The 24,805-nt window shown below is 27.9% G+C and carries 19 protein-coding genes and 1 pseudogene; 10 read left to right on the top strand and 10 right to left on the bottom strand.

What is annotated here, in order from left to right:
- Positions 1-77: 77 nt before the first annotated feature.
- From BINT_RS01915 to BINT_RS01905, 4 genes are all read right to left on the bottom strand, one after another.
- The gene (locus BINT_RS01915; RefSeq protein WP_083818241.1) at positions 78-1,202 is read right to left on the bottom strand and encodes a variable surface family protein; all 1,125 of its coding nucleotides are present in this window, start codon (positions 1,200-1,202) and stop codon (positions 78-80) included.
- Positions 1,203-1,362: 160 nt separating this feature from the next.
- A complete protein-coding gene (locus BINT_RS14635) occupies positions 1,363-1,458 on the bottom strand; it encodes a MetS family NSS transporter small subunit (protein WP_020064978.1) in 96 nt (31 codons plus the stop codon).
- Between the two features lie 25 nt (positions 1,459-1,483).
- Positions 1,484-2,983, bottom strand: coding sequence for a sodium-dependent transporter (locus tag BINT_RS01910; protein WP_014486875.1), 1,500 nt, complete (start codon positions 2,981-2,983; stop codon positions 1,484-1,486).
- Between the two features lie 232 nt (positions 2,984-3,215).
- The gene (locus tag BINT_RS01905) at positions 3,216-4,343 is read right to left on the bottom strand and encodes a CdaR family transcriptional regulator (protein WP_014486874.1); all 1,128 of its coding nucleotides are present in this window, start codon (positions 4,341-4,343) and stop codon (positions 3,216-3,218) included.
- 379 nt (positions 4,344-4,722) lie between these two features.
- Between BINT_RS01905 and BINT_RS01900 the strand changes: the two genes are divergently transcribed.
- On the top strand, positions 4,723-5,853 hold the full coding sequence (locus BINT_RS01900) for a glycerate kinase family protein (RefSeq protein ID WP_014486873.1): 1,131 nt from the start codon (positions 4,723-4,725) through the stop codon (positions 5,851-5,853).
- A gap of 305 nt (positions 5,854-6,158) precedes the next feature.
- Here BINT_RS01900 and BINT_RS01895 read toward each other — a convergent pair whose 3' ends face one another.
- Positions 6,159-6,608 (bottom strand): hypothetical protein, encoded by a 450-nt coding sequence (locus tag BINT_RS01895; protein ID WP_014486872.1) that lies wholly within the window; start codon positions 6,606-6,608, stop codon positions 6,159-6,161.
- Positions 6,609-6,737: 129 nt separating this feature from the next.
- On the opposite strand from BINT_RS01895, the gene hisB reads away from it, so the two are divergent.
- Both hisB and hisH read left to right on the top strand, forming a co-directional pair.
- A complete protein-coding gene (hisB, locus tag BINT_RS01890; RefSeq protein WP_041177170.1) occupies positions 6,738-7,340 on the top strand; it encodes an imidazoleglycerol-phosphate dehydratase HisB in 603 nt (200 codons plus the stop codon).
- Between the two features lie 140 nt (positions 7,341-7,480).
- Entirely contained in the window at positions 7,481-8,113 is a 633-nt protein-coding gene (gene hisH / locus BINT_RS01885; RefSeq protein WP_014486870.1) for an imidazole glycerol phosphate synthase subunit HisH, read from the top strand.
- A gap of 1 nt (position 8,114) precedes the next feature.
- Here hisH and BINT_RS01880 read toward each other — a convergent pair whose 3' ends face one another.
- From BINT_RS01880 to BINT_RS01860, 5 genes are all read right to left on the bottom strand, one after another.
- A complete protein-coding gene (locus tag BINT_RS01880) occupies positions 8,115-9,668 on the bottom strand; it encodes an FAD-dependent oxidoreductase (RefSeq protein WP_014486869.1) in 1,554 nt (517 codons plus the stop codon).
- A 179-nt stretch (positions 9,669-9,847) separates the two neighbouring features.
- Complete coding sequence (locus tag BINT_RS01875; RefSeq protein ID WP_014486868.1) at positions 9,848-11,245, bottom strand: 2Fe-2S iron-sulfur cluster-binding protein; 1,398 nt, start codon at positions 11,243-11,245, stop codon at positions 9,848-9,850.
- Positions 11,246-11,275: 30 nt separating this feature from the next.
- Positions 11,276-12,439, bottom strand: a complete 1,164-nt coding sequence (locus tag BINT_RS01870; protein ID WP_014486867.1) for an NADH-ubiquinone oxidoreductase-F iron-sulfur binding region domain-containing protein — start codon at positions 12,437-12,439, stop codon at positions 11,276-11,278.
- A complete protein-coding gene (locus BINT_RS01865; protein WP_014486866.1) occupies positions 12,436-12,705 on the bottom strand; it encodes an NAD(P)H-dependent oxidoreductase subunit E in 270 nt (89 codons plus the stop codon). The genes BINT_RS01870 and BINT_RS01865 overlap by 4 nt, the downstream gene beginning before the upstream one ends.
- A 398-nt stretch (positions 12,706-13,103) precedes the next feature.
- Complete coding sequence (locus BINT_RS01860; protein WP_014486865.1) at positions 13,104-14,579, bottom strand: leucyl aminopeptidase family protein; 1,476 nt, start codon at positions 14,577-14,579, stop codon at positions 13,104-13,106.
- Positions 14,580-14,747: 168 nt separating this feature from the next.
- Between BINT_RS01860 and BINT_RS01855 the strand changes: the two genes are divergently transcribed.
- The 7 genes and pseudogenes from BINT_RS01855 to alaS all read left to right on the top strand — a co-directional run bounded on the left by BINT_RS01855 (position 14,748) and on the right by alaS (position 24,801).
- Positions 14,748-15,245 (top strand): hypothetical protein, encoded by a 498-nt coding sequence (locus tag BINT_RS01855; RefSeq protein WP_014486864.1) that lies wholly within the window; start codon positions 14,748-14,750, stop codon positions 15,243-15,245.
- 213 nt (positions 15,246-15,458) lie between these two features.
- Positions 15,459-15,959 carry a hypothetical protein gene (locus tag BINT_RS01850; RefSeq protein ID WP_014486863.1) on the top strand — a complete coding sequence of 167 codons (501 nt, stop codon included), beginning with the start codon at positions 15,459-15,461 and terminating at the stop codon, positions 15,957-15,959.
- A gap of 494 nt (positions 15,960-16,453) precedes the next feature.
- Positions 16,454-17,233 carry an SDR family NAD(P)-dependent oxidoreductase gene (locus BINT_RS01845; protein ID WP_014486862.1) on the top strand — a complete coding sequence of 260 codons (780 nt, stop codon included), beginning with the start codon at positions 16,454-16,456 and terminating at the stop codon, positions 17,231-17,233.
- 21 nt (positions 17,234-17,254) lie between these two features.
- Positions 17,255-19,258, top strand: coding sequence for a hypothetical protein (locus BINT_RS01840; protein WP_014486861.1), 2,004 nt, complete (start codon positions 17,255-17,257; stop codon positions 19,256-19,258).
- A gap of 16 nt (positions 19,259-19,274) precedes the next feature.
- Positions 19,275-20,206, top strand: a pseudogene (locus tag BINT_RS01835) (lysophospholipid acyltransferase family protein).
- 263 nt (positions 20,207-20,469) lie between these two features.
- Entirely contained in the window at positions 20,470-21,981 is a 1,512-nt protein-coding gene (locus tag BINT_RS01830; protein WP_041177169.1) for a DegQ family serine endoprotease, read from the top strand.
- Positions 21,982-22,197: 216 nt separating this feature from the next.
- The gene (gene alaS / locus BINT_RS01825; protein ID WP_014486858.1) at positions 22,198-24,801 is read left to right on the top strand and encodes an alanine--tRNA ligase; all 2,604 of its coding nucleotides are present in this window, start codon (positions 22,198-22,200) and stop codon (positions 24,799-24,801) included.
- Positions 24,802-24,805: the final 4 nt, after the last annotated feature.

Here is a 24,805-nt window from a genome sequence, read left to right as displayed (position 1 = left end):
AAAATGAAAGAGGTATTTATTATTAAAAAATAAATACCTCTTATTTTTTATTTTGTCATATAAAATTTTCTTTAGAATTAAAATTCAGGCAAATACCAAGTTATTCCTGTAGTAGAAGCAAAACTAACAGGTGTACCAGTAGAATATGAATCACTGTTATTAACATCCATTTCAAAATACCATTCCAAATCTTTTACCGGCGTTATATAAAGCTCTGCATAAGCACCCCAAGATAAATAATGATTAACTTTAAAATCATAATTAACTTTTTCATATTGCATTTTTCCTAAATATCTAGCCTTATAACCTAAAGAAGGCTCAACATAAAGTGATACTATATCACTATTAGCTGTTACTCCCAATACTGCCTGCACAGTTACATCATAAGGATTCTTATCCCATTTAGCATTGATATTTGCTTGCGGGGAAACAGTAGTATTTGAATAACCTCCTATTTCTTCATACATACCATCTAATGCTCTTACCATAGTACTAAATCCATGCAAAGCTGTATTATATGCTACTTTAATAAAAGGATTAATAGTTACATTTCCAACAGCAGTATTCAAAAAATAGAATCTCGTTTCAAAACCAAATGATCTTGCTAAAACTTCTTGCGTATTAAACTTATATCCTAATTGCCCATATTTTACATATAATCTTATTTCATTAAAAGCATCTATACCTGTATAATATCTTATTTGCGTATCAGTACTTATACCTAAATAATTATCTCTATAGCTCCCAAGTTGATCAATACTTCCATTATGTACTAATATTTGCACAGGAATAACTATCCTCAAATTATCATTTAAAGCATTAATCATAAGTACAGGAGTATGAGAACCAAAGTTATCGCTAGTAGGCAAAAATGATGCGGTAGTATAATTATAACCTAAACCTATACTAAAAGCCTCAGAAGTATATCCTATACCGCCGGAAATAGTTGCTCCCAAATAAGTACCAACCTTATTATTCAACAAAATATATCCTAATTGAGTTAATGAACTTTGAGTTCTAAAACCGAAAGTACCTTTAATAGTACTATTACCTAAAACAAATCCTAATTGATCCATTCTAGCTCTAAACTGATTGCCATCTGTAAGAAAATCAATCCAATCGTCCTGATCTCCATACATACCAAATATTGAAGAATATGACATACTCAGTGATGCCATCATCATTATAAAAATCTTTTTCATTTTGCACACCTAAATTATATTGATATTATATATTATACAAAATTAAACAAATGTAAATACATATACATTATTTAATATTCATATAATATAAAACTAATAATATAAAAAGGCATAGACTTAAAACAAGCCTATGCCTTATATTTTTAATTCAAATTATAATTTACATCTTTCTTAAAGCTATTCCTAAAAAGAAAGCAAATCCTCCCCAAATAGCTAATAAGCTGAATCCCATAAATATAGCAGAATCTAATCCCATAATTAATTCCTCCTTTTATTTATTTTCATTGATGAGGTATATTAGGCTGTCTGTCTTTAAACTTAGCCAATAATATTCCAGCTATAAATGCTATAACAGGCATTGACCAACCTAAAGCAAATAATGCCCAAGTAGGATAACCGCCGTAAGGAGTTTTGAAATCATTTATTAATTTTAATGATAACATTACAGCTAAGAATACCGGAGTTAAGAATTTCAAACAGAAATCCCACCAATTACCTACTCTAAATTCACTAACTGTATTGATAGTTTCTTTGAATGATCCAAGTTTATATACCCAAGCAACTAATATAATCTCTATTAAACCGCTTACTACAATATTATAATTGTTTATAAAAGCATCAACTATATCAAGTATAGAAAGTCCGCTTCCTGTAGCATATACCATAGATATAGCACCTTGTATTATAATAATAACAATACTTACTTTTTTTCTATTGAAATGGAACTTATCTATAAATGAAGATATAACAACTTCAGCGAGAGAAATAGCAGATGTTAATCCAGCAAATGAAAGCACCAAGAAGAATACTACTCCAAATAATCCATTTAAACCAGGTAAAGAGTTAATAGCTTCAGGGAATACCATAAATGCTAAACCTATACCGCCGCTTCCAGCTACTTCAGAAACAGGCTTTCCTTGAGTATGTGCCATATAACCAATTATACTAAATACTGTTATACCAGCAAACAAACTGAAACTAGTATCAGCAAAACCTGTCATAAATGCATTATTTGCTATATCTGAATCATCAGGCAAATAACTAGAATAAGTAATCATTATACCGAATGCTACAGACATACTGTAGAATACCTGACCATAAGCATCTATCCAAATTTTAGGATTAGTAAGTTTAGAAAAATCAGGTTTGAACATATAATCAAGACCTGCTAAAGCTCCAGGTAAAGTTACACCTCTAATAAGAATAATTACTACCAATATAGCTAATAAAGGCATGAATATTTTATTTGCTTTTTCTATACCATCTTTAACACCGCCAATAACAGAAACTAATATAATAATCCAAACAATAACTAATGGTATAGCAACTCCAATATTAAAATTGCTGAGTGAAAAACCATCTTGAAGTTTTAAATATTCTTTTGTGAAGAAACCTGCTGTATCAGTTCCCCATTTTAAACCTTGAATAGAAAAGAGTCCGTAAGATAATGACCAAGCAATAATGACTGAATAATAAATAACTATTGCAAAACATGTAAATACTTGTAACCAACCTAACCATTCCCAAGAAGGGTTCAATGCTTTCAAAGCACCAGGTGCACTTTTATGAGTCTTATGACCTATAGAAAATTCTAGTATCATTATAGGTATGCCTGCAGTAAGCATAGCCAAAAGGAAAACTATCATAAAAGCACCGCCACCATTAGATGCAACCATATATGGGAAACGCCATATATTACCTAAACCAACAGCAGAACCTATAGCAGCAAGTATGAATCCTGCTCTAGTCCCCCATTGTCCTCTGTGATGATGATGACTCATCTTTCCTCTCCTTATTTTTATTTTTTCATTATCAATTTTTTATAATATATGTAAAATCATAAAATATCAATACTTTTTATAGAAATTTTTGATTTATTTTTTCACATAAAATTTATATTAAAATTATTAAATTATTTTTTACATAATATTATATCATTAATAATATAACATTTATATATACTTAAAATTGTAATGAATATCACAATATCTTATAATACTTAAAATTAAACAACTATTTTTCTAATAATGCTGCTATAATATAAAATTTTATTCTGTCAGTATGGTTTTTAATAGGATCAAGCCCTAATATTTCTTTAATTTTTTTCATTCTATGCAAAATAGTATTTCTATGAAGAGATAATTTTTCACAAGTTTTATTAATATTTAGATCATATTTACATATAGTTATTATAGTTTCTTTGAAAGTTGAATTTTTATTAATAATATTTAATGTATTTTTAAGAATCATAGAAGAACTGAAATAACCTTCATTTAAAACAATATATTCCAATATATAATCTTCTATAAAATAAATATCATTATTCGTATATTCAATATAATTAAAAAGAAAATTAGCCTGTTCAAAACTATTAGGTATATTATCTAAACTATTAACTATACATCCGCACATAACGGAAAATTGTATTTTTATTTCTTTTCTTAGATATTTAAAAAATAATGACACTGTTTTATTTTTATCATTATCATTCAAACTTTTTATGATGATAAACTGACCGTTTCCAATATGAGAGATTATATCCTGATTACTGAAATATTTTATTAATTTTATTTTATTCAATATACATTCAGATATTTTTTTTATATCATAATCATTATTTTTTTCTATTTTAATTAAGCATACCATTCTATTTATATTAAATGAATAACCATTATTTTCAGCCCATATATTAATAGATGATAAATATTTGTGATTTTCTTTGGATATGATTTTATATATATAATTATTTAATGTTGTTTGTTTCAATGTTTTTTTATCAATATCAATCTCTCTTTCGATTAATATTTCGGTAGTCATTTTTATCATATTTGCTATTAATTTTATTTCTTTAGGATCTCCTGTAACTCCAACAACACCTATAAGTTCATTATTAAATATAAGAGGCATATTAATACCCGGTCTGCTGCTTTCTTTTTCATTATCTATAAAATTGAAATAATTCATATTTTCAGAATTTTTTAATACTTCCAAAGCTCCCAAATTTATTTTTCCTATTCTGCCCTTATCACCGCTTGCAATAATCTCCCCATATTCATTCATAATATTAATATTAACTTCATAATCTATAACTTTCATTATCTTATCTAATAATCTTTGAGCCATTTCATTATCAATATACATAAGCACCTTGAAAATAATTAATTTTTTTATATAAAATATATTATCTTTATAATATATAAAAAACAAGAAAATATTTAAACTTTAAAATACATATATGCCTAGCAGGATTAAATACTAGGCATATAATATGGTATTGGAACAAATTTATTATAAAAATAATTACGATTGATATCACTAAAAAATAAAGTATTATATTAATGATATAATACTATATAAAATACTTATATCATTTAATTATATTTGTTTTAGTATCTTAATTATATCAAATTACATATATATTTCTTTGTATTATAAATACAATTTTTGAAATATTTATTGTATATATTAAACAATGAGCAAATGTTAAAAAATACATAGAAAGATATAAAAGGAATATAATATGAAAAAAATCATAATAATACCAGACTCTTTCAAAGGCAGTGCAAGCAGTTTAGAAGTTTGCAATTACATAGAGAAAGGAGTATTAAAAGTTATTAAAGATGCTGATATAATAAAGATTCCTGTTGCTGACGGAGGAGAAGGAACTGTTGAATCTATACTTTATGCAGCAGGAGGAAATATTAAAAAAATAAATGTAAAAAACCCTGAAGGCAAAATAATAGAAGCTAAATATGGAATCATTAATAAAGACAAAGCAGTTATAGAAATGGCTGAAGCATCAGGACTTACTTTAGTTGATGATAAAACAAGAAATCCTTTAAAATATTCTACTTATGGAACAGGGGAATTTATAAAAGACGCTCTCAATAATAATATAAAAGAAATTTTAATAGGAATAGGCGGAAGTGCAACTAATGACTGCGGTATAGGCATGGCTAATGCTTTAGGATATAAATTTCTTGATAAAGATAATAATGAACTTGAAGCCATTGCTGAAAACATGATAAAAGTTGCCGATATAGACGATAGTAATGTTGATAAAAGAATATTTGATATAAAAATAACTGCCGCATGCGATGTAAAAAATCCGCTTTATGGAAAGAATGGTGCTACTGCTGTATATGGAAAACAAAAAGGTGTTACAGAAGAAAGTTTTGATATACTTGATGATGGACTTAAAAATATAGCAAAAATCATAAAAGAAAAATTTGGTAAAGAAATAGACTATATGGAAGGAGCCGGTGCTGCTGGAGGATTAGGAGGCGGACTTGTTGCTTTTTGTAATGCTAAGCTAAAAAGAGGAATAGACGCTGTGCTTGATATAATAGATTTTGAATCAAAAATAAAAGATGCTTCTCTTATAATAACTGGAGAGGGAGCTATTGACGGACAAACAAAAGAAGGAAAAGTGCCTGTAGGTGTTGCAAAAAGAGCCGGAAATATACCTGTAATTGCTATAGTTGGACAAATAAAAGAAGGTGCTGAAATCGTATATGATTTAGGTATTAAGTCCATAATGCCTCTATGCACAAAAGCTATGACTATTGAAGAATCTATTTCTAATACCGCTCTTTTGGTAGAAAATGCTTCTGAAAGAGCATTAAGATTTATAAATATAGATTTAAAATAAAAAATATAATTTAAATATACTGAAAATTTTTAACTTTGTCAACTGATGCACTTTATATAGAATTATCAACTTTTTTGCCGCACAAAAAAGTTGCAAAAAACGCAATTACTAGAACTTTATATTAAATATATACTTATTAAATATATGACATAACCTAAATTTATACAATAAATGCAGGCTTTTTGGTTCTTTGTGCCAACAAAAGAACTGGGGGTGTGGGGGCAAAGCCACCACAAACAATAAAATTAAAAATATAAATTTTGAAAAAGTTAAAAATTTTCAGTATAAATTAATTTTTTAATTATTTATGATTGATGTAAGTTATCTGAAATTCCATAAATATTAAAAAATCTTAATTCTATATTTTCTATATCATCATCTATTTCTTTCAATGAAAATTTTAAATTTAGTCCCATTAAATATGTATTATCTAAAGCGATATATCTTTCATTCTTATTATCACCTTTGGACATATAATCGTATATTTTCATGTTAACATCTATATGTATATCACAGATTATATATCCTTCCTCAAATACTTCTGTAGTAATGAGCATGTAATTGTTTAAATAATCATATTCACTATAGGCATTATCAGAATATTTTTTCAATATTGATAAATCTAAATAATTTTCCACGCCTTCTTTTATTTTCTTCTCAATATTAGAATCTTTATAAATTTTATCTCTTACATCTTCTTTTGTAATTCTATGTTTATAATCGTTAAAACTGTTAAGACTCTCTGAATCAATCATTATTATTTCTCCTGAACATTTATTAAAAATACTTTTATCAATTAAAATATATTATTGCAATTATATATTAAAAATGATATATATATCAAATATTAAGAATTATAATTTTTATAAATGGAGAATAATAAAATGAGAGTTTCTGAAATAGAAAGAAATACTAATGAAACAAAGATAAAAATAAAATTAAATATAGATGGAACAGGAAAATACAAAAACAATACTAAAGTAGGATTTTTGGATCATATGCTTGATTTGTTTGCACGCCATGGAAGATTCGATTTAGAAACTATATGCGATGGTGATATTCATATTGATTATCATCATTCTGTGGAGGATGTTGGTATTGTATTGGGAAAATGTTTTGCTGAAGCTTTAGGAGATTTAAAAGGTATTAAAAGATATGGTAATTTTAGTATGCCTATGTGCGAGGCTCTTACTATGACTGCGGTTGATATATGCGGAAGAAGTCATTTAGTTTTTAACAGTGATTTGAAGCATGAAAAAGTAGGAGATTTCGATACTGAACTTGTTAAAGAGTTTTTTACAGCATTTACTAATTCTATGAATATTACTTTGCATATAAATACTTTATATGGAGAGAATACTCATCATATAATAGAATCCATTTTTAAAGGTGTTGCCAGAGCTTTAGCACAGGCTTGTGAAATAGATGAAAAATATAAAAATGAAGTATTATCTACAAAGGGAATGCTTGAAAATAATAAAAATTAAAAAATTGATTTTTTGTTCTTTTTATAAAAGGCATATAATTAATATTTTTTAATTTATTCAGCCCGCCCGCCCACCCCTATACTTTGACTTTTATGTTTTATTTTAGTATAATAACTTCAATAAATTAATAGGATTTTTTTATGACAGCTATAATAGATTATGAAGTAGGAAATTTATTCTCTCTTATGTCATCATTAAAGTATGTAGGAATAGATGCTAAACTTACAGATGATGAAAAAACTATAAAAGAAGCCGATGCTTTGATACTGCCGGGAGTAGGAGCTTTCAGAGATGCATTGGCAAAACTTGAAAGAAGAAAAGACGGAACATTAAAAAATACTATTATAGAAGAAGCTAAAAAAGGAAAATTAATTTTGGGTATATGCTTGGGTATGCAAATGCTTTTTGATAAGAGCTATGAATATGGTGAGTATAACGGACTTGGACTTATAAAAGGAAATATATGCCCTATAGAAAAAGATTTAAAAAATAAAGATTTGAAAGTGCCTCATATGGGCTGGAATAATCTCAATATAAAAAAAGAAGATAAACTATTTAAATATATTAATAATATGGAATATGTTTATTTTGTACATTCATACTATGGCAAGGATTGCGATGAAAGCATAATAGCTGACAGTGAATATGATGTTCAAATACCAGCCATAGTAAAAAATGAAAATGTATACGGGATACAGTTTCACCCTGAAAAAAGCGGAAATACAGGACTTAATATATTGAGAGGCTTCAAAGATTTAGTACAAAAAAGTTAAATTAAAATAAAGCTACTCTTGCCCTTTTAATCTCTGTTCTGTATCTTTTTATCTCCCATTCAGTTCTGCTTTTATCCCATTTAAGTATATTGGCCATTTCCTCTGCTATATGCTCTGATATTAAAGTACCGCAGTCATTCTCTGTTAATATGAATCTTAATCTTCTCATCATAATATCATCTAAATGCATAGCATGCTCTACTTCTACAAAATATTTTATGAGTCCTCTATTGATTCTATAATCAAGCCCAACTTCCACTAAAAGAGATGAATCATTTTTGCAAAGCTCATTCAATTTTAGAATCAAATTAACAGAACCGAAATAATCTATAAGGAATTTAACTAAATCTTCATTCAAAACTAATTCTGCATTTTTATCGAATTTATTATTAACAACTTTCTGATTACTGAACCATTTATAAGGCTTGCCATACATTTTTACTAATGTTTTCATAGTAACAGCAGAAGAAGTTGTAAAGTTTCCTCCTTCAACTAAAAATAGTCTGTATTGAGGATGAGAATGTATTTTAACCTGTGAAGGATTAAGAGGCATCATTCCAGATTGTGTAGTTATTATATGATTTTTATTAACAATAGAACTGAAATAAGTATTATATATATCAAGCAAATATTCAGCTTCATCGCTTGTAGTATATATACAATCTAAATCATGAGTATTTTTTTTGATTGTAGGACCTATGATAGTATTGTTCTTCCAACGCATTAAAAATACATTAGGTCTTGATTTTATCTTAGGTAGAATAACTGATTTATTTATATGAATCAAATCGCTATCTATGATTAAATGACTGCCCTTAACATAAACAAGTCTGTCTTCAAAATTTCCATTAGGAAGAAGAGAACTTATACTATGTCCCCAAGCTCCTGCAGCTATTAATATAGTTTTAGCACTTGCTGTATATACTCTTCCTGAGATATGATCAGTAAAAACTACATTCTCTATTTCTTTCTGATTATATTCAAAAGCCTTAACTTCACAGTAATTTAATATATCTGCCCCGAACTCTTCAGCCTTCAAAAGAAGCTCTATAACATATCTAGAATCATCTAGTAAACCTTCATAATATTCTACAGATGCTATAACATCATTATTTATCAAATCAGGCAAGGCATCTAATGTTTCATTTCTGCTATGTGATTTATGCTTTTTACCCTTACCAAAAAGAGAAAACATATCATATAACATCATTTTTATTTCTTCTCTTAAAAGACCTGTACTGCTATGCTCATATATAGGATTGATAATGCCAAAATGTTCAGACGAAGCCTTATACATAAGGTTATTTCTTTCTCTTACCCTATGAATTGTATACATTAGATTTTTACTATTCATATCATTAAATCCGCCTGAAAGCATTTTAGAAGTTCTGGAAGAAGAACCGAAAGCAAAATCATGCTTATCAAGCAAAAGTACGGAAAGTCCTACTCTGGAAGCCTTTAATGCTATAGTAGCACCCATAACTCCGCCGCCTATAATGATGATATCATATTTTTTATTACTATTGTGGAGTATCTCAGCTCTTGTTTTTGGCATAAATAACTCTCCTTTATTGTTTATAAATAAACTCGCTATACATTAGCTGACAACTTCCTTCGTCAGTTATCAGCTGCTCGTTTATAGTTTTTTATTGCTTATAAATAAACTCGCTTTGTATTAGCAATAATAAAAAAAATAATATATAAGCTCCATATATTCTAGTATATACAAAATCATTATAAATACAAATATTTTAACAATTCTCTCAAACTCATACGATTTTTACTAACTTTTAAAAAAGACTGCATCTCTTTAACCTTGCCATGATTATCTATATAATGCCCCTCAAACTCACCAAGATATGATATAGGAAAACTTAAATAAGCATTATAAGCCAAAACAGAAAAATTCGGACTAAATACTATATAATTACCCTTATTTTTCTTGGCAAAATCAATCATATTATCACTATCATCTAATGAGTCGCCTACTATAATAAATTTTTTAAATTTCTCATTATATATGTAATTATCGTCAAATATAGAATGCTTTATATCCTGCTTTAAATCTCTTATAGAAAAATCATTAATATTTGTATAATTATCTCTAATATTTTTTGAATTAGTGGCCATTCTATTTTTTTTGAATATTAGATTTTGTATTCCCAAAGAATCAATAAATTCATTGAAAGCCTTAATATCTTCAATAGGATACATGCTGGAGTTTAAAGCCAAAGTAGATTCTGCCTCAATATCATTAATAAATTTATGATACAATTCTTTAGCCTCATCAAATTCATACTGCATACCGCTATAAAAAGGCTTTTCTAAGGTATTATTTGAATAATAATCAAGTTTTCTTCCATAATCACATATTCCGTATTTTTTACCATTTGGAGATGATATATCTTTTATACTATAATCAATATAACTATATTTGGCATCGCATAGATGATTGCATCCTATACAAAAACTTTCTATGCTTCTTACTGTACTTATATCATCATTGATTTTATTATCTATATCTCTTTGAACTTCAAATACATGAGTAGGACATAAATCTGTTATCATAGAATTATATCCGTCTATAACTTTATAATCTTCGCATATACCGCAATTAATACATCTTTCAAAATTTGCATTTATAAAGTTAGGAAGATTCATTTTTTCTAGTATGTTTTTTAATTCTATCAAGTTAATATCATTTTCATCAAATGCATTTGGAGATGCTTCTATTGAAATATTATAAATATCTAAATACTTTTTTAATCTGCATATATAATCAGCCTTACAGCTTTCGCATATAGGCTCATGCATATAAAGCATAGCCTTTAATAAAGAAGTTCTATATCTTATAATATCATCATCATGCTCATTTAAAACACTCATTCCATTTTCTACTATTTCATTACAGGCGTATTTATAAGAATAATCATTTTCATTTTTTTTCTTTACTTTTACCAAACATAATTTGCATCTTAGAATATTGTTTTTCTCTTCAAAAGTATTTGTACTATTTATTTTATATGAGCATAAATGAGGTATATCTATATTGATGTATGACAGTGCCTGAAGTATAGTATATCCTTTCTGAGATGATACCGTCTTTCCATCAACATTAAATTTTACTATCATTAAATAAAACCTCTAATATAAAAAAGATTTTTAACTTTTTAAAAAACTATATAATGTTATCTTATTTTCTATCAAATATACAAACTCATCTCTAAACATTTCCATAGCAGATAATATACAGTTAGCAAGACTTCTTATATATAAACATGAAGCCCCTATTTTAATCATTTCAACAGCTTCTTTCAAATTAGAATAATCATCAAAATTTGAATTTCCTAAAAGCATTCTATTGATATAATATTCGCATAAATCGAATCCATAATGACAAGGAGAACATTTTCCACATGATATGCTTTTACCAAACTGAATTATTTTTACTACAACCCTTATTATACATCTATCCTCTTGTATGAAACATATACCTCCATTTCCCATCTTCATATTAAGACTGTCAAAACATTCATAATCTAAAGTCATTTTCTGGAAAGTTTCAAAATCAATAGGAGGGTTCAAAAAACCATTAGTAAATACACATTTTATAGTATATTCTTTTACCGTTCCGCCGGCAGCTTTAACAATATTTCTTAATGGGGTATACATTTCAAATTCATATAGATTAGGATTAATAATATCTCCTGTAATAGAAAGTATATTACTTCCTTTATACTCTCCATTTCCATAATCTTTGAAAGTAAATCCTCCGATATGAGCCAAATATGCAATCTGTGATATAGTTTCCAAATCGAATATGTATTTTTTATTTTCTAAAAAAGAAGGTGTGATTCTGATATTATATTTATTATAGTAACCATATTCATCATATATATTTATTTCTATATCAGCTACAAAATTAGCATCTTCCGCTTCAACTATGGCTTTTAATAAAATATCTCTTTCTTCTAAATAATAATCTTTTAATATTATATCTATTCTTTTAATATTTAAAATTTTGGCTATAAAGACAGAACCGTCTAATATAAGATGCGGATTATTTTTTAATAGAAATTTATCTTTGAAAACCAAATAATCAAATGAAGCGGCATTGACTAAAATATAATCCTCTTTAATATTTCCGTCAGTTAATAATTGATATATAGAAGTTTGAGTAATATCTCTTTTAAACAAAGGATATTCTTTTAAATCTTCAAAAAAAGAATTACCTATTTTTTGAACTGCTAAATATTCTCCGAAATGATCTCTATATGACTGAATATTTTCTATATTATTTTCACTATGCAGTACAAATTTCTTCATCTTTTTCTTACATGTATAGCTTCTATATACTTAATAATACTTTTAAAAGACGATTTTGTACATTCCATACCATTAATAAGGACAGGTACGGCATTATGGCAATTATGCATACACTCCATCTCTTTAAGGAGCATACCATCAGATGACGGTACTCCTATTTCTAAATCATAATGGGAACGAATAGCTTCTAAAAGACCATAAGCCCCTTTCATAGAGCAATGAAGTCCTACGCATACCTCTATGACAGTTTTTACATTGCTTGCCATATTATTTTCCCATTAAAAATATAAATTCCAAGAGATGAAAAACATTAATATGTATAATGTTATATTATATTACTTTTTCTTATGCCTATTTTTGCGTAAACGTTTTTTACGTTTATGCGTAGCCATCTTTTGACGAAGTCTTTTTCTTCCTGAAGGCATATACACTCCCATTTTTATCTAATTTGAAAATTTATTATAACATTTTACACAAATAATTTCAAGTTTAAACTAAAAACTAATTTCATTTTTTTACATTTATTTAAAAGATAATATTTAAATATAGAATAATTAAAAATACTAATAAAAAATATTGTTATAGATAAAAAATAATCATAGCATTTTATAAAAACACTATGATTATTCTTATAACTATTAAAAAATTAATTAATATTTACCAATTAAAATTTATCTATATCAACAAGTTTTTCTACTGTTTTAGCAAGCAAATACACTCCTACTCCTGTAGCACCTTTAGATATATATTTTACATTTACATCGCTCATATCAGTACCTGCTATATCCAAATGAGCCCATCTTGCCCCTTCTGTAAAGTATGATAAGAATTGTGCTGCTGTTATAACTCCAGCATATCTTCCGCCTGAATTTTTTATATCAGCAATATCAGATCTTATATCTTCTTTATATTCATCAAACATAGGAAGTTCCCATACTCTCTCATAAGTATCATTGCCTGCCTCTTTTAAAGCAGCAGATAAAGCTTCATCATTAGAAAGAAGTCCTGAAGCATGTCTTCCTAAAGCTATTGAACAAGCTCCTGTTAAAGTAGCAATATCTATTACAAAATCAGGATTGTATTTTTTTATTCCATAAGCCAAAGCATCAGCAAGTATTAATCTTCCTTCAGCATCTGTATTAACTACCTCTACAGTAACACCATTATACATTTTTAATATATCACCCGGATTTATAGCTGCACTTCCTGTTTTATTATCAGTTAAAGGACATATTACAGTAACATTTGCTTCCAAATTCATATCAGATATTAAGAATAAAGCTCCGCAAACAGCAGCAGCTCCAGCCATATCGTCTTTCATACCAAGCATACTTGTACTAGGCTTTAAAACCATTCCGCCTGTATCAAAAGTAATACCTTTTCCTACCAATAAAATATGTTTTTTAGCCTTAGCTTTCTTATATTGAGCAATAAAAACTCTAGGAGGATTCTTACTTCCAGCATTAACTCCTAATATTCCATTCATACCAAGAGTTTTTAATTCTTTTTCAGTAAGAACCGTAGTAGTTATTTTTCTGCTTTCAGCCTGTTTTTTAGCTCTGTCAACAAATGTCAATGAATTTATAACATTGCTAGGCTCATTAACCATATCTCTTGCCCAAAATATGCTGCTTGCTATCTGATTGGCCTTAGATATAGCATTTTCAGTATCTTTTTTATGTTCAGAAACTAAAAGTATATTCTTAATGTTAGATTGTTCTTTTAATCTTTTATTGCCTAAATAATTATCAAAACTATAAGAAGAAAGCAATATACCTAAACAAAACTGAATATATGATTCTTCGGAAGCTATTTCAGCGAATAATTCAGCCATATCCACTTCTATATCATCTATATGTAAATCTTTCATTATTTTTACTAATGAAGCACCGGCATTCTTCCAAGTCTCATACATATAATTTTTTACTTCTTTATATGTAATATAAATAACTCTTGTATTGCTTGCAAATGCGAATGCAAATGGAGTAGAAGTATTATAATATTTATCTTTTACCAAACTATTAAATAACTTTATGTATTCTTCATTAAATGAGCATACTTTAAGCTGCTCTTTCTCTACTTTTACAAATACTGCTACAGTATGTTTTTTAATGAAATTGATTGTATGTTTTAATTTCATTTTTTGTTCCTTTATGATTTAAAAATAACTTCGATTAATAATTATATATAATGTTTATTTTATGTCAATTATAATATAAAAAATATTATAAAAGATGTTGCAATATACTATTAAAGGTATATAATCCATATAAACTTACATATTATTTTATTAGGAGGTTGAAAATATATGATAAGAAAAATATTTAATGTAGCAATTTCTATTTCTCTACTATTATTTGCAGTATCATGCGGAACTGGTGTAAGCAGAAGCCAACCAGAAGGCTGGATTAATGATGACACATTCAGAGTAATGGGAATGGGATCCCCATCAGATGATATAGACGATAAATTCAGAAGAGAAGTAGTAGCAAAACAAGCAGCTGAATTAGATGCCAAAAATAAAATCGCTGCAAAAATTGTAGGTTCTTATATAGAATCTTTAAGTTCTACTGAAAAAGGTATGATAGATGAATATGTTATACAGGAAAGAGTGGCAGGAAGAATAAGAGGTACTTCTGTTATAGAAAGCAAATGGGACTCTAAACAAAATTGCACTATAGTAATGGAACTATATTCAAAAAACCTTAAAAAACAGATGGATAATTTAGTAACTCAATATCTTAATGAGGTTGGTATGCAATATACTGCTCAAGATGTTGCAGGAATGGTAAGAACTTATAAATAATCATTAAAATTATGAAATTAAAAGGACTCCTATTAAGGAGTCCTTATTTTTTTGTAAAATAAAAATTAATAATAATCGATAATTATAAAAGTAATTAAAATTTGCTATATTTTTTATTATATTTAAAATATACTAATAAAATTATTTTTATTATGGTATTGCAATATAGTATTCAAAATATATAATACTACAACAAACTAGAAAGGATTAAATATGAATAAATTTATAAAATTATTTATTATGACATCAATGGTTTCACTATTCGTTATTTCATGCGGAAGTGGAGTAAGCAGAGAAAGACCAGAAGGCTGGATTAATGATGACACATTCAGAGTAATGGGAATGGGTTCACCAGCAGAAGATATAGATATAGATGATAAATTCAGAAGGGAATTAACATCAAAACAAGCAGCAGAATTAGATGCTAAAAATAAAATTGTAGCAAGAATAGTAGGTTCTTATATAGAATCTTTAAGCTCTACTGAAAAAGGCATGATAGATGAATATGTTATACAGGAAAGAGTGGCAGGAAGAATAAGAGGAGCTTCTGTTGTAGAAACTAAATGGGATTCTAAGCAGAATTGTACTGTGGTTATGGAGCTTTATTCTAAAGGATTAAAAAAACAGGTAGATGCATTAATTACAAAATATCTTAATGAAGTTGGTATGCAATACACAGCTCAAGATGTTGCAGGAATGGTAGAAACTTATTAATAATGATTTTTATATCTAATTTATTATATATAATCTATCAATAATTGGTAATAGAGAATAATAGTAAAAAATATTAAAAAGCTAATCATAAAAATTATTTTCCTCTAGCAAGTTTACTTGACTGACTAGCCTTTAAGAAAATAATTTTTATTAGCAATAATTAAAAAATATAGGTGAAAAAATATTAAAAAGCTAATCATAAAAATTATTTTCCTCTAGCAAGTTTACTTGACAGAACCTCTAAGAAAATAATTTTTATTAGCAATAATTAAAAATATAGGTGAAAAATATTAAAAAGCTAATTATAAAAATTATTTTCTTCTGGCAAGTTTACTTGACAAAACCTCTAAGAAAATAATTTTTATTAGCAATAATTAAAAAATATAGGTGAAAAATATTAAAAAGCTAATTATAAAAATTATTTTCTTTCTGGCAAGTTTACTTGACAGAACCTCTAAGAAAATAATTTTTATTAGCAATAATAAGGAATAATTATGTATGTAGAAAATATTAAAGGAAGAACTGCATTTGTATCAGGAGCAAGTGCCGGTATTGGAGAAGCTGTAGCTAAAATGCTTGCTTCTAATGGAGTTAATCTTATCTTAGCTGCAAGAAGAATAGAGAAACTTGAAACTTTAAAAAATGAATTAGAAAAAAATCATAATGTAAAAGTAACAGTTATAAAATTAGATTTTTCAAAACCTGAAGATATAGTAAAGGCTATAGATTCTCTTAGTGATGAAGATAAAAAAATAGATATACTCATAAATAATGCTGGTTTAGCTTTGGGTAAAGATTTTTATTATAATAATCCTATAGAAGATTCTCTACAAATGATTAGAGTTAATTGTGAAGGATTAATAGTATTAACAAGACTTTTACTTCCATATATATTAAAAAGCAAATATGGACATATAGTAAATCTATCATCCACAGCTGCTGATGAAGCTTATAGTGGAGGTGCAATATATTGTGCTACTAAATCTTTTGTAGAAATGTTTGGAGACAGTTTGAGAATAGAATTAATAGACAAACCTGTAAAAATAACAAATATAAAACCAGGCGCAGTTAATACAGAATTTTCTACAGTAAGATTTAAAGGCGATAAAGAGAAAGCTGACAATGTATACAAAGGATTTAATCCTTTATATGCTGAAGATATAGCCGATAATATAGAGTATGCATTAACTAGAAAAAGTCATGTACAAATATCAAGTATGACTATAATGGCGGAGAATCAAGGTAGTGCTACTATAATACATAAAAACAATTAATTTATTTAGGGAGTTTCATTTATGGGAGATATAGATAACACTAGAGATAGATTAAAGCTAGATGAACTTAATAAAGATGCTAGAAAAGATCTATTTAATAAATTCGTAGATGCCGGCGGTGAAGTAGTACCAGATAAGAAAAAGGATAATAATGTTCTTGTAGGATCATCAAAAAAAGGACAAAATGCAGTAGTAGGTGGAAATGGCGGTAGAGGTTCTAAAGGTTCTAGTTCTGCCAATACCAAAAATGACAGCAAAAATAATAAATCTTCTTCTGCTGTAAGTGTTCAAAATAAAAAAAATACCGGATTATTTTTCAATATCAAATTATGGTTCAATGCTTTAAGTTCTGGTGTAATCACATTGATGGGCGGAAATGTTAATCCTAAATTCTTAAACTTTATAGATAAAAATGTTATAGCTGCCCTATTAGAAATGGACACTTTAATTTTTAATGCTTTAAATCCAAGTGAAGCCTCTGATATAGATGCAAAAGCAAAACATCAAAAAGTAATTTCTCAATTTGCTAAAACTTTAGATGATTTAGAGTTATTAGAAAGAATAAAAGATCAATATAATGAAGGCGTTTATAAAGATTTTTTAAGACCATATAAAGAATTAAACAGCACCGTTATGGCTGAAAGCTATGTAAAAGAAATCAAAGCTATGTTCAGACCGCTTTATGTACTTCATGCTTATTCTTCAAGAATAAAATTAGCAGGTGAAAAAGCTATGTTTGCATATGCTATGGTTGATAATATAAGCAAAGGAATTGTAAACTCTAGAATATCTGCTTTTAAAAGAGCTGTAGATTTGATATATGGAAAATATTACCCTAAACTATTCACTCTTTTACAGTATGCATCAAAAGAACCATTAGAAACTATAAATGATTTTAACCGCTATTTAAATATCACTGATGAAGATATATTAGGATATTATACAAAAATAAGAAAAGAAAAAGAAAAATTACAAGAAACTAAAATACAGCAGGCAAAAGAAAATATAGGAAAGCAAAAAGACAATGAAGAAGAAAAATTGAGTAAAGTAGAATCTATAGGTGTAAAACTTATAGATAAATGCGTATCATTCAAAAAATCTGACAACAATATAGAATATGAAGCAGATCCTTTTTTCATTGTTCCTATAAAAGACAAAATATATAGAATTAAAGTATTAATAGACTTTTTAGACAGAGAGTATTCTGCGGTATTCGTTTCTAATAAAGTAAGATATAATTTAGTTTATGATAATCAGGTAAGAACAGACTATAAAAATGATTTTAATAATATATTCTTATCTTTATCAGATACTAATTCGAGATTAAATGAATACAGTGAGCTTTGTAAAACAATAAATAAAGTAGAAGAAGATAAAACTATGCGTTTTGAACAGAGAGTTTCTATGCTTTCAGATAAAAACGGTCAGCGTTCATATTTAGCTAAAAACTTAAGAAACACCTATGTATCAATAATAACACCTTTTAAAAGAAAATTAGATAAATTATTATTGGATAAAGAAGAGAGAGAAAGAATAATAGAAAACCCTAATGACATATTAACTTTCTCAGCAGAAATAGGAAAAGGTAAAAAAAGAATACAGGGATATAATGTGATGAAAGCGTTAACAGAAGCTTATTATTTTATATCCGGACTTAATTATTTAATCACACAAGGTGAGTTATCAGGTGCAGGAATTCTTATAGAAGGCGATGACAACGAAGAGCAAGATATAAGCATCGCTCAAAAACAGGAAACTATCGAAAATACAGAAGCATCTAATAATACTTTAGAAAATGTTAATGCTGAAAATAATACTGGTACAGAAAATGAGAACACTGAAAACAATGTAGAAAATGATGAAAATCAAATATCTGAAACTGAAGAATCAAATGCTGAAAATTCAGATAATAACATAACTGATCCAAATGAAATTGTATTGGGAGATGACGGATTTAATGAATCATTAGAAGATGAAGATTTGTTCACAGAGTCTGAATCAGAAGATGAAAATTTAAAACAGTAAGTATAGAGAGGTTATTTTGGCTTATAAATCACCAAAGGTTATAATGCTTGAATATATTCCGCTTCGTATATTGATGGAAATCATGGCATTTATGCCTTATATATTTGTTATATTATTTGCTAAACTTATAGGTACTTTAATGTACTATCTTGTACCAAGTGCAAGAAAAGTAGCGCTTATTAATTTAAAACAGGCATTTCCTGAAAAAAGTTTTCATGAAAGAAAAGTAATAGCTAAAAGATCTATGAAATCTATGATGATGACTTTTGCCGAATTTATTAAATCATCAAGAATGTCAGATGAGCAAATATTAAAGAGGATAAAAATAGAAGGCCAGGACAAATTTGATGAAGCTATGAATAAGAAAAAAAGAGGAATCATAGCTATTACAGGTCATATAGGAAATTGGGAATATATAGCTTTTTATTTTGCTATAAAAAAATATCATCCCGGTGTAATATTCAGACCTCTTGATAATCCAAAATTAGATACTTATATGCGTTCTTGGAGAGAAAAAAGAGGTATGAAATGTATACCAAAAAAAGGAGATTTAAGAGAGATATTTCATGTTTTAAATAATAATGGTCCTGTTGCCTTTTTATGCGATCAAAATTATCTAGATGGTGTTTTTGTTGACTTTTTCGGATATCCGGCTGCAACTGCAGTTGGTCCTGTTGCCATTGCTATGAAAACAGGTTCTCCAATGGCTATACTTTATAGTTTGCCTGATAGATACGGTCATCATAAAATCATTATACATGATATAATGTACATAGAAGAAAAAGAAACTAAAGAAGAAACTATAAAACATAATGTTCAAAGATATACAAAAAAATTAGAAGAAATAATATCAAAATATCCTGAAAATTGGCTTTGGGTTCATCCTAGGTGGAATACAAGACCTAAGGGCCAGCCTGAAATTTTTACAAACATAATAATTATAAATAGTTTTTTACTTTGTTTTTTTTGATAGGTTTATATTATATATTAAATGTACTAAAACGATAATAATTGTCAGAATAACATTATATAAATAATATAAATTTCTTAATTTTACAGGATAATGAGGTAATAATCTTCATATAGTTTTTTCAATTTTATTTTTTATTATAATTTTTATTTAAAAATTAATATTTTTTACTATAATAAAGTTGTGGCAAATTATTAAAATTTTAGTCCGAAAAATACATTAAACTGGAGGTTATGAGTATATGGAGCAAAAAAAACGTTCATTTATGTTCTTTTTAAACCTTGGGCTTACATTTACTTTGGTTGGTATAATCATTTCATTTTTCATATTTTCTTATGAAAAAAATTATAAAAAAGACGAGTTCTTGGTTCATGCACAAGCTGCACCTGAAAAAACAGCTTTTACAGGTTCATTAGATGGAGCTTTGGCTGTTGAAAATGCTATAAGAGATGTAGTTGATAAAAATATGCCTGCTGTGGTTAATATATCTACAGAAATAGAAGCAGGACAAACTGAAGAAGACAGATATGCAGATGAATTCTTTAGATTCTTCTTTGGCGATCAAATGCCTAGACAAAAAAGAAGTCAGAAATCTTTAGGAAGCGGTTTTATCATTAATGAAGAAGGATATGTACTTTCTAATTACCATGTTGTGAAAGGTGCTACTAAAATTATGATTACACTTTATGGAGAAGATGGAGAACTTCCTGCACAATTAATAGGATATGATGAAGCTTATGATTTAGCATTATTAAAAATAGAAGCAAATAATAGAACTTTTCCTTATGTTGCTTTAGGTGATAGTGATGCTATAGAGCCTGGAGAATTCGCTATTGCTATAGGAAACCCTTATGGACTTAATAATACAGTTACTTTCGGTATTGTAAGTGCTAAAGGAAGAAGCGATGTTGGTGCTAATAAATATCAAAGATATATACAAACTGATGTTGCTATAAACCCTGGTAACTCTGGAGGACCTTTATTCAATATTCATGGTCAGGTTATAGGAATAAATACATTAATATATTCCACTTCAGGCGGAAGCATAGGTATAGGATTTGCTACACCTATTAATCTTGCTACTTCAGTAATGACTGACTTAAAAGAAAATGGAAGAGTTACAAGAGGATATTTAGGTATATATTTACAAGATATTGATGAAAATCTTTCAAGAGGTTTGAATGTTAAGCAAAATAGCGGTGTTTATGTAAGTGAAGTTATACCTGATTCACCTGCTGCAAAAGGCGGTTTACAGGACGGAGATATTATAATAGAGTATGACGGCGAAAAAATGACTAAATCAGGTGATTTATTCAATAAAGTAGCTACTACTAAAGTGGGAAAAGAGGTTAATGTTAAATATTTAAGAAACGGAAGAGAAAGAAGCACTAAAATTACTATAGAAGCTAGAGTTGAAGATGAGGAAGTTGTTCCTACAAGACAATCTCAGAATAACTCACAAGGTAGCACTCGTTCTTGGATGGGATTAGATGTTTCTAATATCACTCCTGAAATATCTCAAAGACTTCAGATAAGAAGCAATGAGAGAGGAGTTGTAGTTCTTAATATGACTCAGAACTCAAAAGCATATCAATACGGACTTAGACCTGGAGATGTTATAAAAGCTATCAATGGCATAACAATATCAAATACTGATGATTATGACAACTTTGTAAAATCTTATGGTAATGATAAGTCCTTTACAATAACTATAAAACGAGCAAGAATGACTTATGTTATAATTATAGAATAGTGCTTTAATAAAAAGTTAATAGAAAGGAATTGCAGGCAAATGCTTGCAATTCTTTTTTTATGTTAAATACTTTATATTAATTATGTTAACTATTTTTATATTTTGTACTTGCATTCATAATTGATTTAATATATTATTAATGAAATATATTATTTGACAATTAAAATTTAAATTTTCATATATATAAATGTTCTTAAAAAATAGGAGTAGTTTATCATGACACATTTAGAATTGAGAGAAAAATTTAAAGAGTTTTTTAAAAGTAAAAAGCATGCTATAGAGAAATCATCATCTCTTATACCAATAGATGACCCTAGCCTATTATTTACAACAGCGGGAATGCTGCAATTCAAACCTTATTATGCCGGTATAAAAAAAGCACCTTATTCAAGAGTGGCTACTATACAAAAATGTTTCAGACTTTCTGACTTAGAAAATATAGGAAAAACAGCAAGACACCATACATTCTTTGAGATGTTTGGTAATTTCTGTTTTATGGGTGATTATTTCAAAAAAGAAGCTATAGAATTTGCTTGGGAATTTTCTACTCAAGTTATTAAACTTCCTATTGAAAGAATATATGTTTCTATTTATGAAAAAGACGATGATGCTTTTAAAATTTGGAATGAGCATATAGGTGTACCAAAAGAGAAGATTGTAAGACTTGGAAAGAAAGATAATTTCTGGGGACCTGCTGGAGATTCAGGAGCTTGCGGACCTTGCAGTGAGCTTTATATTGATATGGGTGAAGAGAAAGGATGCGGAAAGCCTGATTGTTTTGTTGGATGCGATTGCGAAAGATATTTAGAGTTCTGGAATTTGGTATTTAATGAATTTTTCCAAGATACTGAAGGCAATTTATCTCCTCTTCCTAATGTTGGTATAGATACAGGAATGGGACTTGAAAGATTATGCTATATTACTCAAGGTGTAGAAAGCAATTATCAAACTGATGTAATGAAGCCTATAGTTGATGCTATAGCTAAAAAATTGAATGTTAAATATGATGATAAAAATAAAACTAAAATCAATTTAATAGCAGATCACTTAAGAGCATTAGTATTCGTAATATCCGAAGGCTGTACTCCTTCTAATGAGGGAAGAGGCTATGTACTTAGAAGACTTTTAAGAAGAGCTTTAAAAACTGCAAGCGATTTAGGACATAAAGGTTCTTTCTTAAATGAAATTACATCATCTGTAGTTAATGTATATAAAGAAATATATGATTATCTTCCTAAAGAAGAAGAAAATGTAAAAAGAATATTAAAAGATGAAGAAAATAAATTCATAAATACAATATCAGCAGGTATGAATAAACTTTATGCTGTAATGGAAGAAAATAAAGAAAGCAAAGTAATATCAGGTAAAGATGCTTTCATGCTATTTGATACTTACGGACTTCCTATAGACATAACAGAAGAAGAAGCAGCCGATCATGGATTTACAGTTGATAAGGCTGGATTTGAAGAGGCTATGGAAGAACAGAAGAAAAGAAGCAGAGGAGCTGGAGAAGATAAAAGATCAAAATTCGGATATGTTGAAAATTATGAAACTAAATATGTCGGAGAAGAAACTGATAATTTAATAAACGGCGTAAATGCAAAAATAGTTGCTGTATATGAAGATAATGCCAAAAAAGATAAAACATCATCTTCAAATGCTGTTATTATCACAGATGTTTCACCTTTCTATGGAGAAATGGGCGGACAGATTGGAGATAATGGATATATAGAAAACAGCAAAAAAGAAATGATAAAAATAATAGATACTCAAAAGAAAGAAAATACTATTATACATATAGCAGACTGCAGCAGTAATTCTTTAAGTGTAGGTGAAGAAATAAAATTATTCGTTAATTTCGACAGAAGATGTGCTATAAGAAAAAATCATACAGCTACACATATACTTCAAAAGGTATTAGAGCTTACATTAGGAAGCCATGTTAATCAGGCTGGAAGTTTTGTAAATGATGAATATTTAAGATTCGATTTCACACACCCTGATTCAATTTCAGAAGATACATTAATAAGTATAGAAAATCAGGTTAATGAAGTAGTATTTAAATCAATGCCTGCTGTAATAAAATATATGCCTAAAGAAGAGGCTATTGCTTGCGGTGCTAAGGCTTTATTTGGAGAAAAATATCCCGATACTGTAAGAATACTTGATATAGGAAATGGTTTTTCAGTAGAGCTTTGCGGAGGAAGCCATTTGACAAATACATCAGAAGTTGGTTATTTCCATATAGTGAGTGAAGGTTCTGTAGCTAGCGGTGTAAGAAGAATAGAGGCTATCACAGGATTAAAAGCTGCTAATGAAGCTAGTAAATTATTCAGCAAAGTTAAGAATTTAGCACATATACTTAATGCTTCAAAAACAGATGAGCTTACTGTAAGAGCTGAAAGTCTTCAAAATGAAGTGAAAAAACTTCAAAAAGAAATTAAACAGCTTAAAACTTCAGGTGCTTCTGCTGTTTCATTTATGGATAATTTTGAAGATTTGAAAGGAATTAAATTCTATAATTTAGAGTTTAATGAAGATATTAAAGAAGTTAGACTTTATGCTGATACTATAAAAGAGAGAGTAAAAGACAGTATTGCTGTAATGATAAGTAAAACTGATTCTTCCAACTCTATATTAGTACAGATAACAGGTAATGCTTTAAAAGAGAAGAAATTATCTGCAAATAATATAATAAAAGATATTATTGCTGCTGCTGGAGGACGCGGAGGCGGAAAAGATACTTTTGCTCAAGGTTCTATAGAAAATATAGAAAAAGCTAAAGAAGAAATTAATAAATTAAAGAGTAAATGGTTATAAAAAT

It is taken from the genome of Brachyspira intermedia PWS/A (genome assembly GCF_000223215.1).
GTDB classification, from domain to species: domain Bacteria; phylum Spirochaetota; class Brachyspiria; order Brachyspirales; family Brachyspiraceae; genus Brachyspira; species Brachyspira intermedia.
The sequence above is the reverse complement of the archived record's forward strand: the minus strand, read 5'-3'. Positions and strand labels throughout refer to the sequence as shown.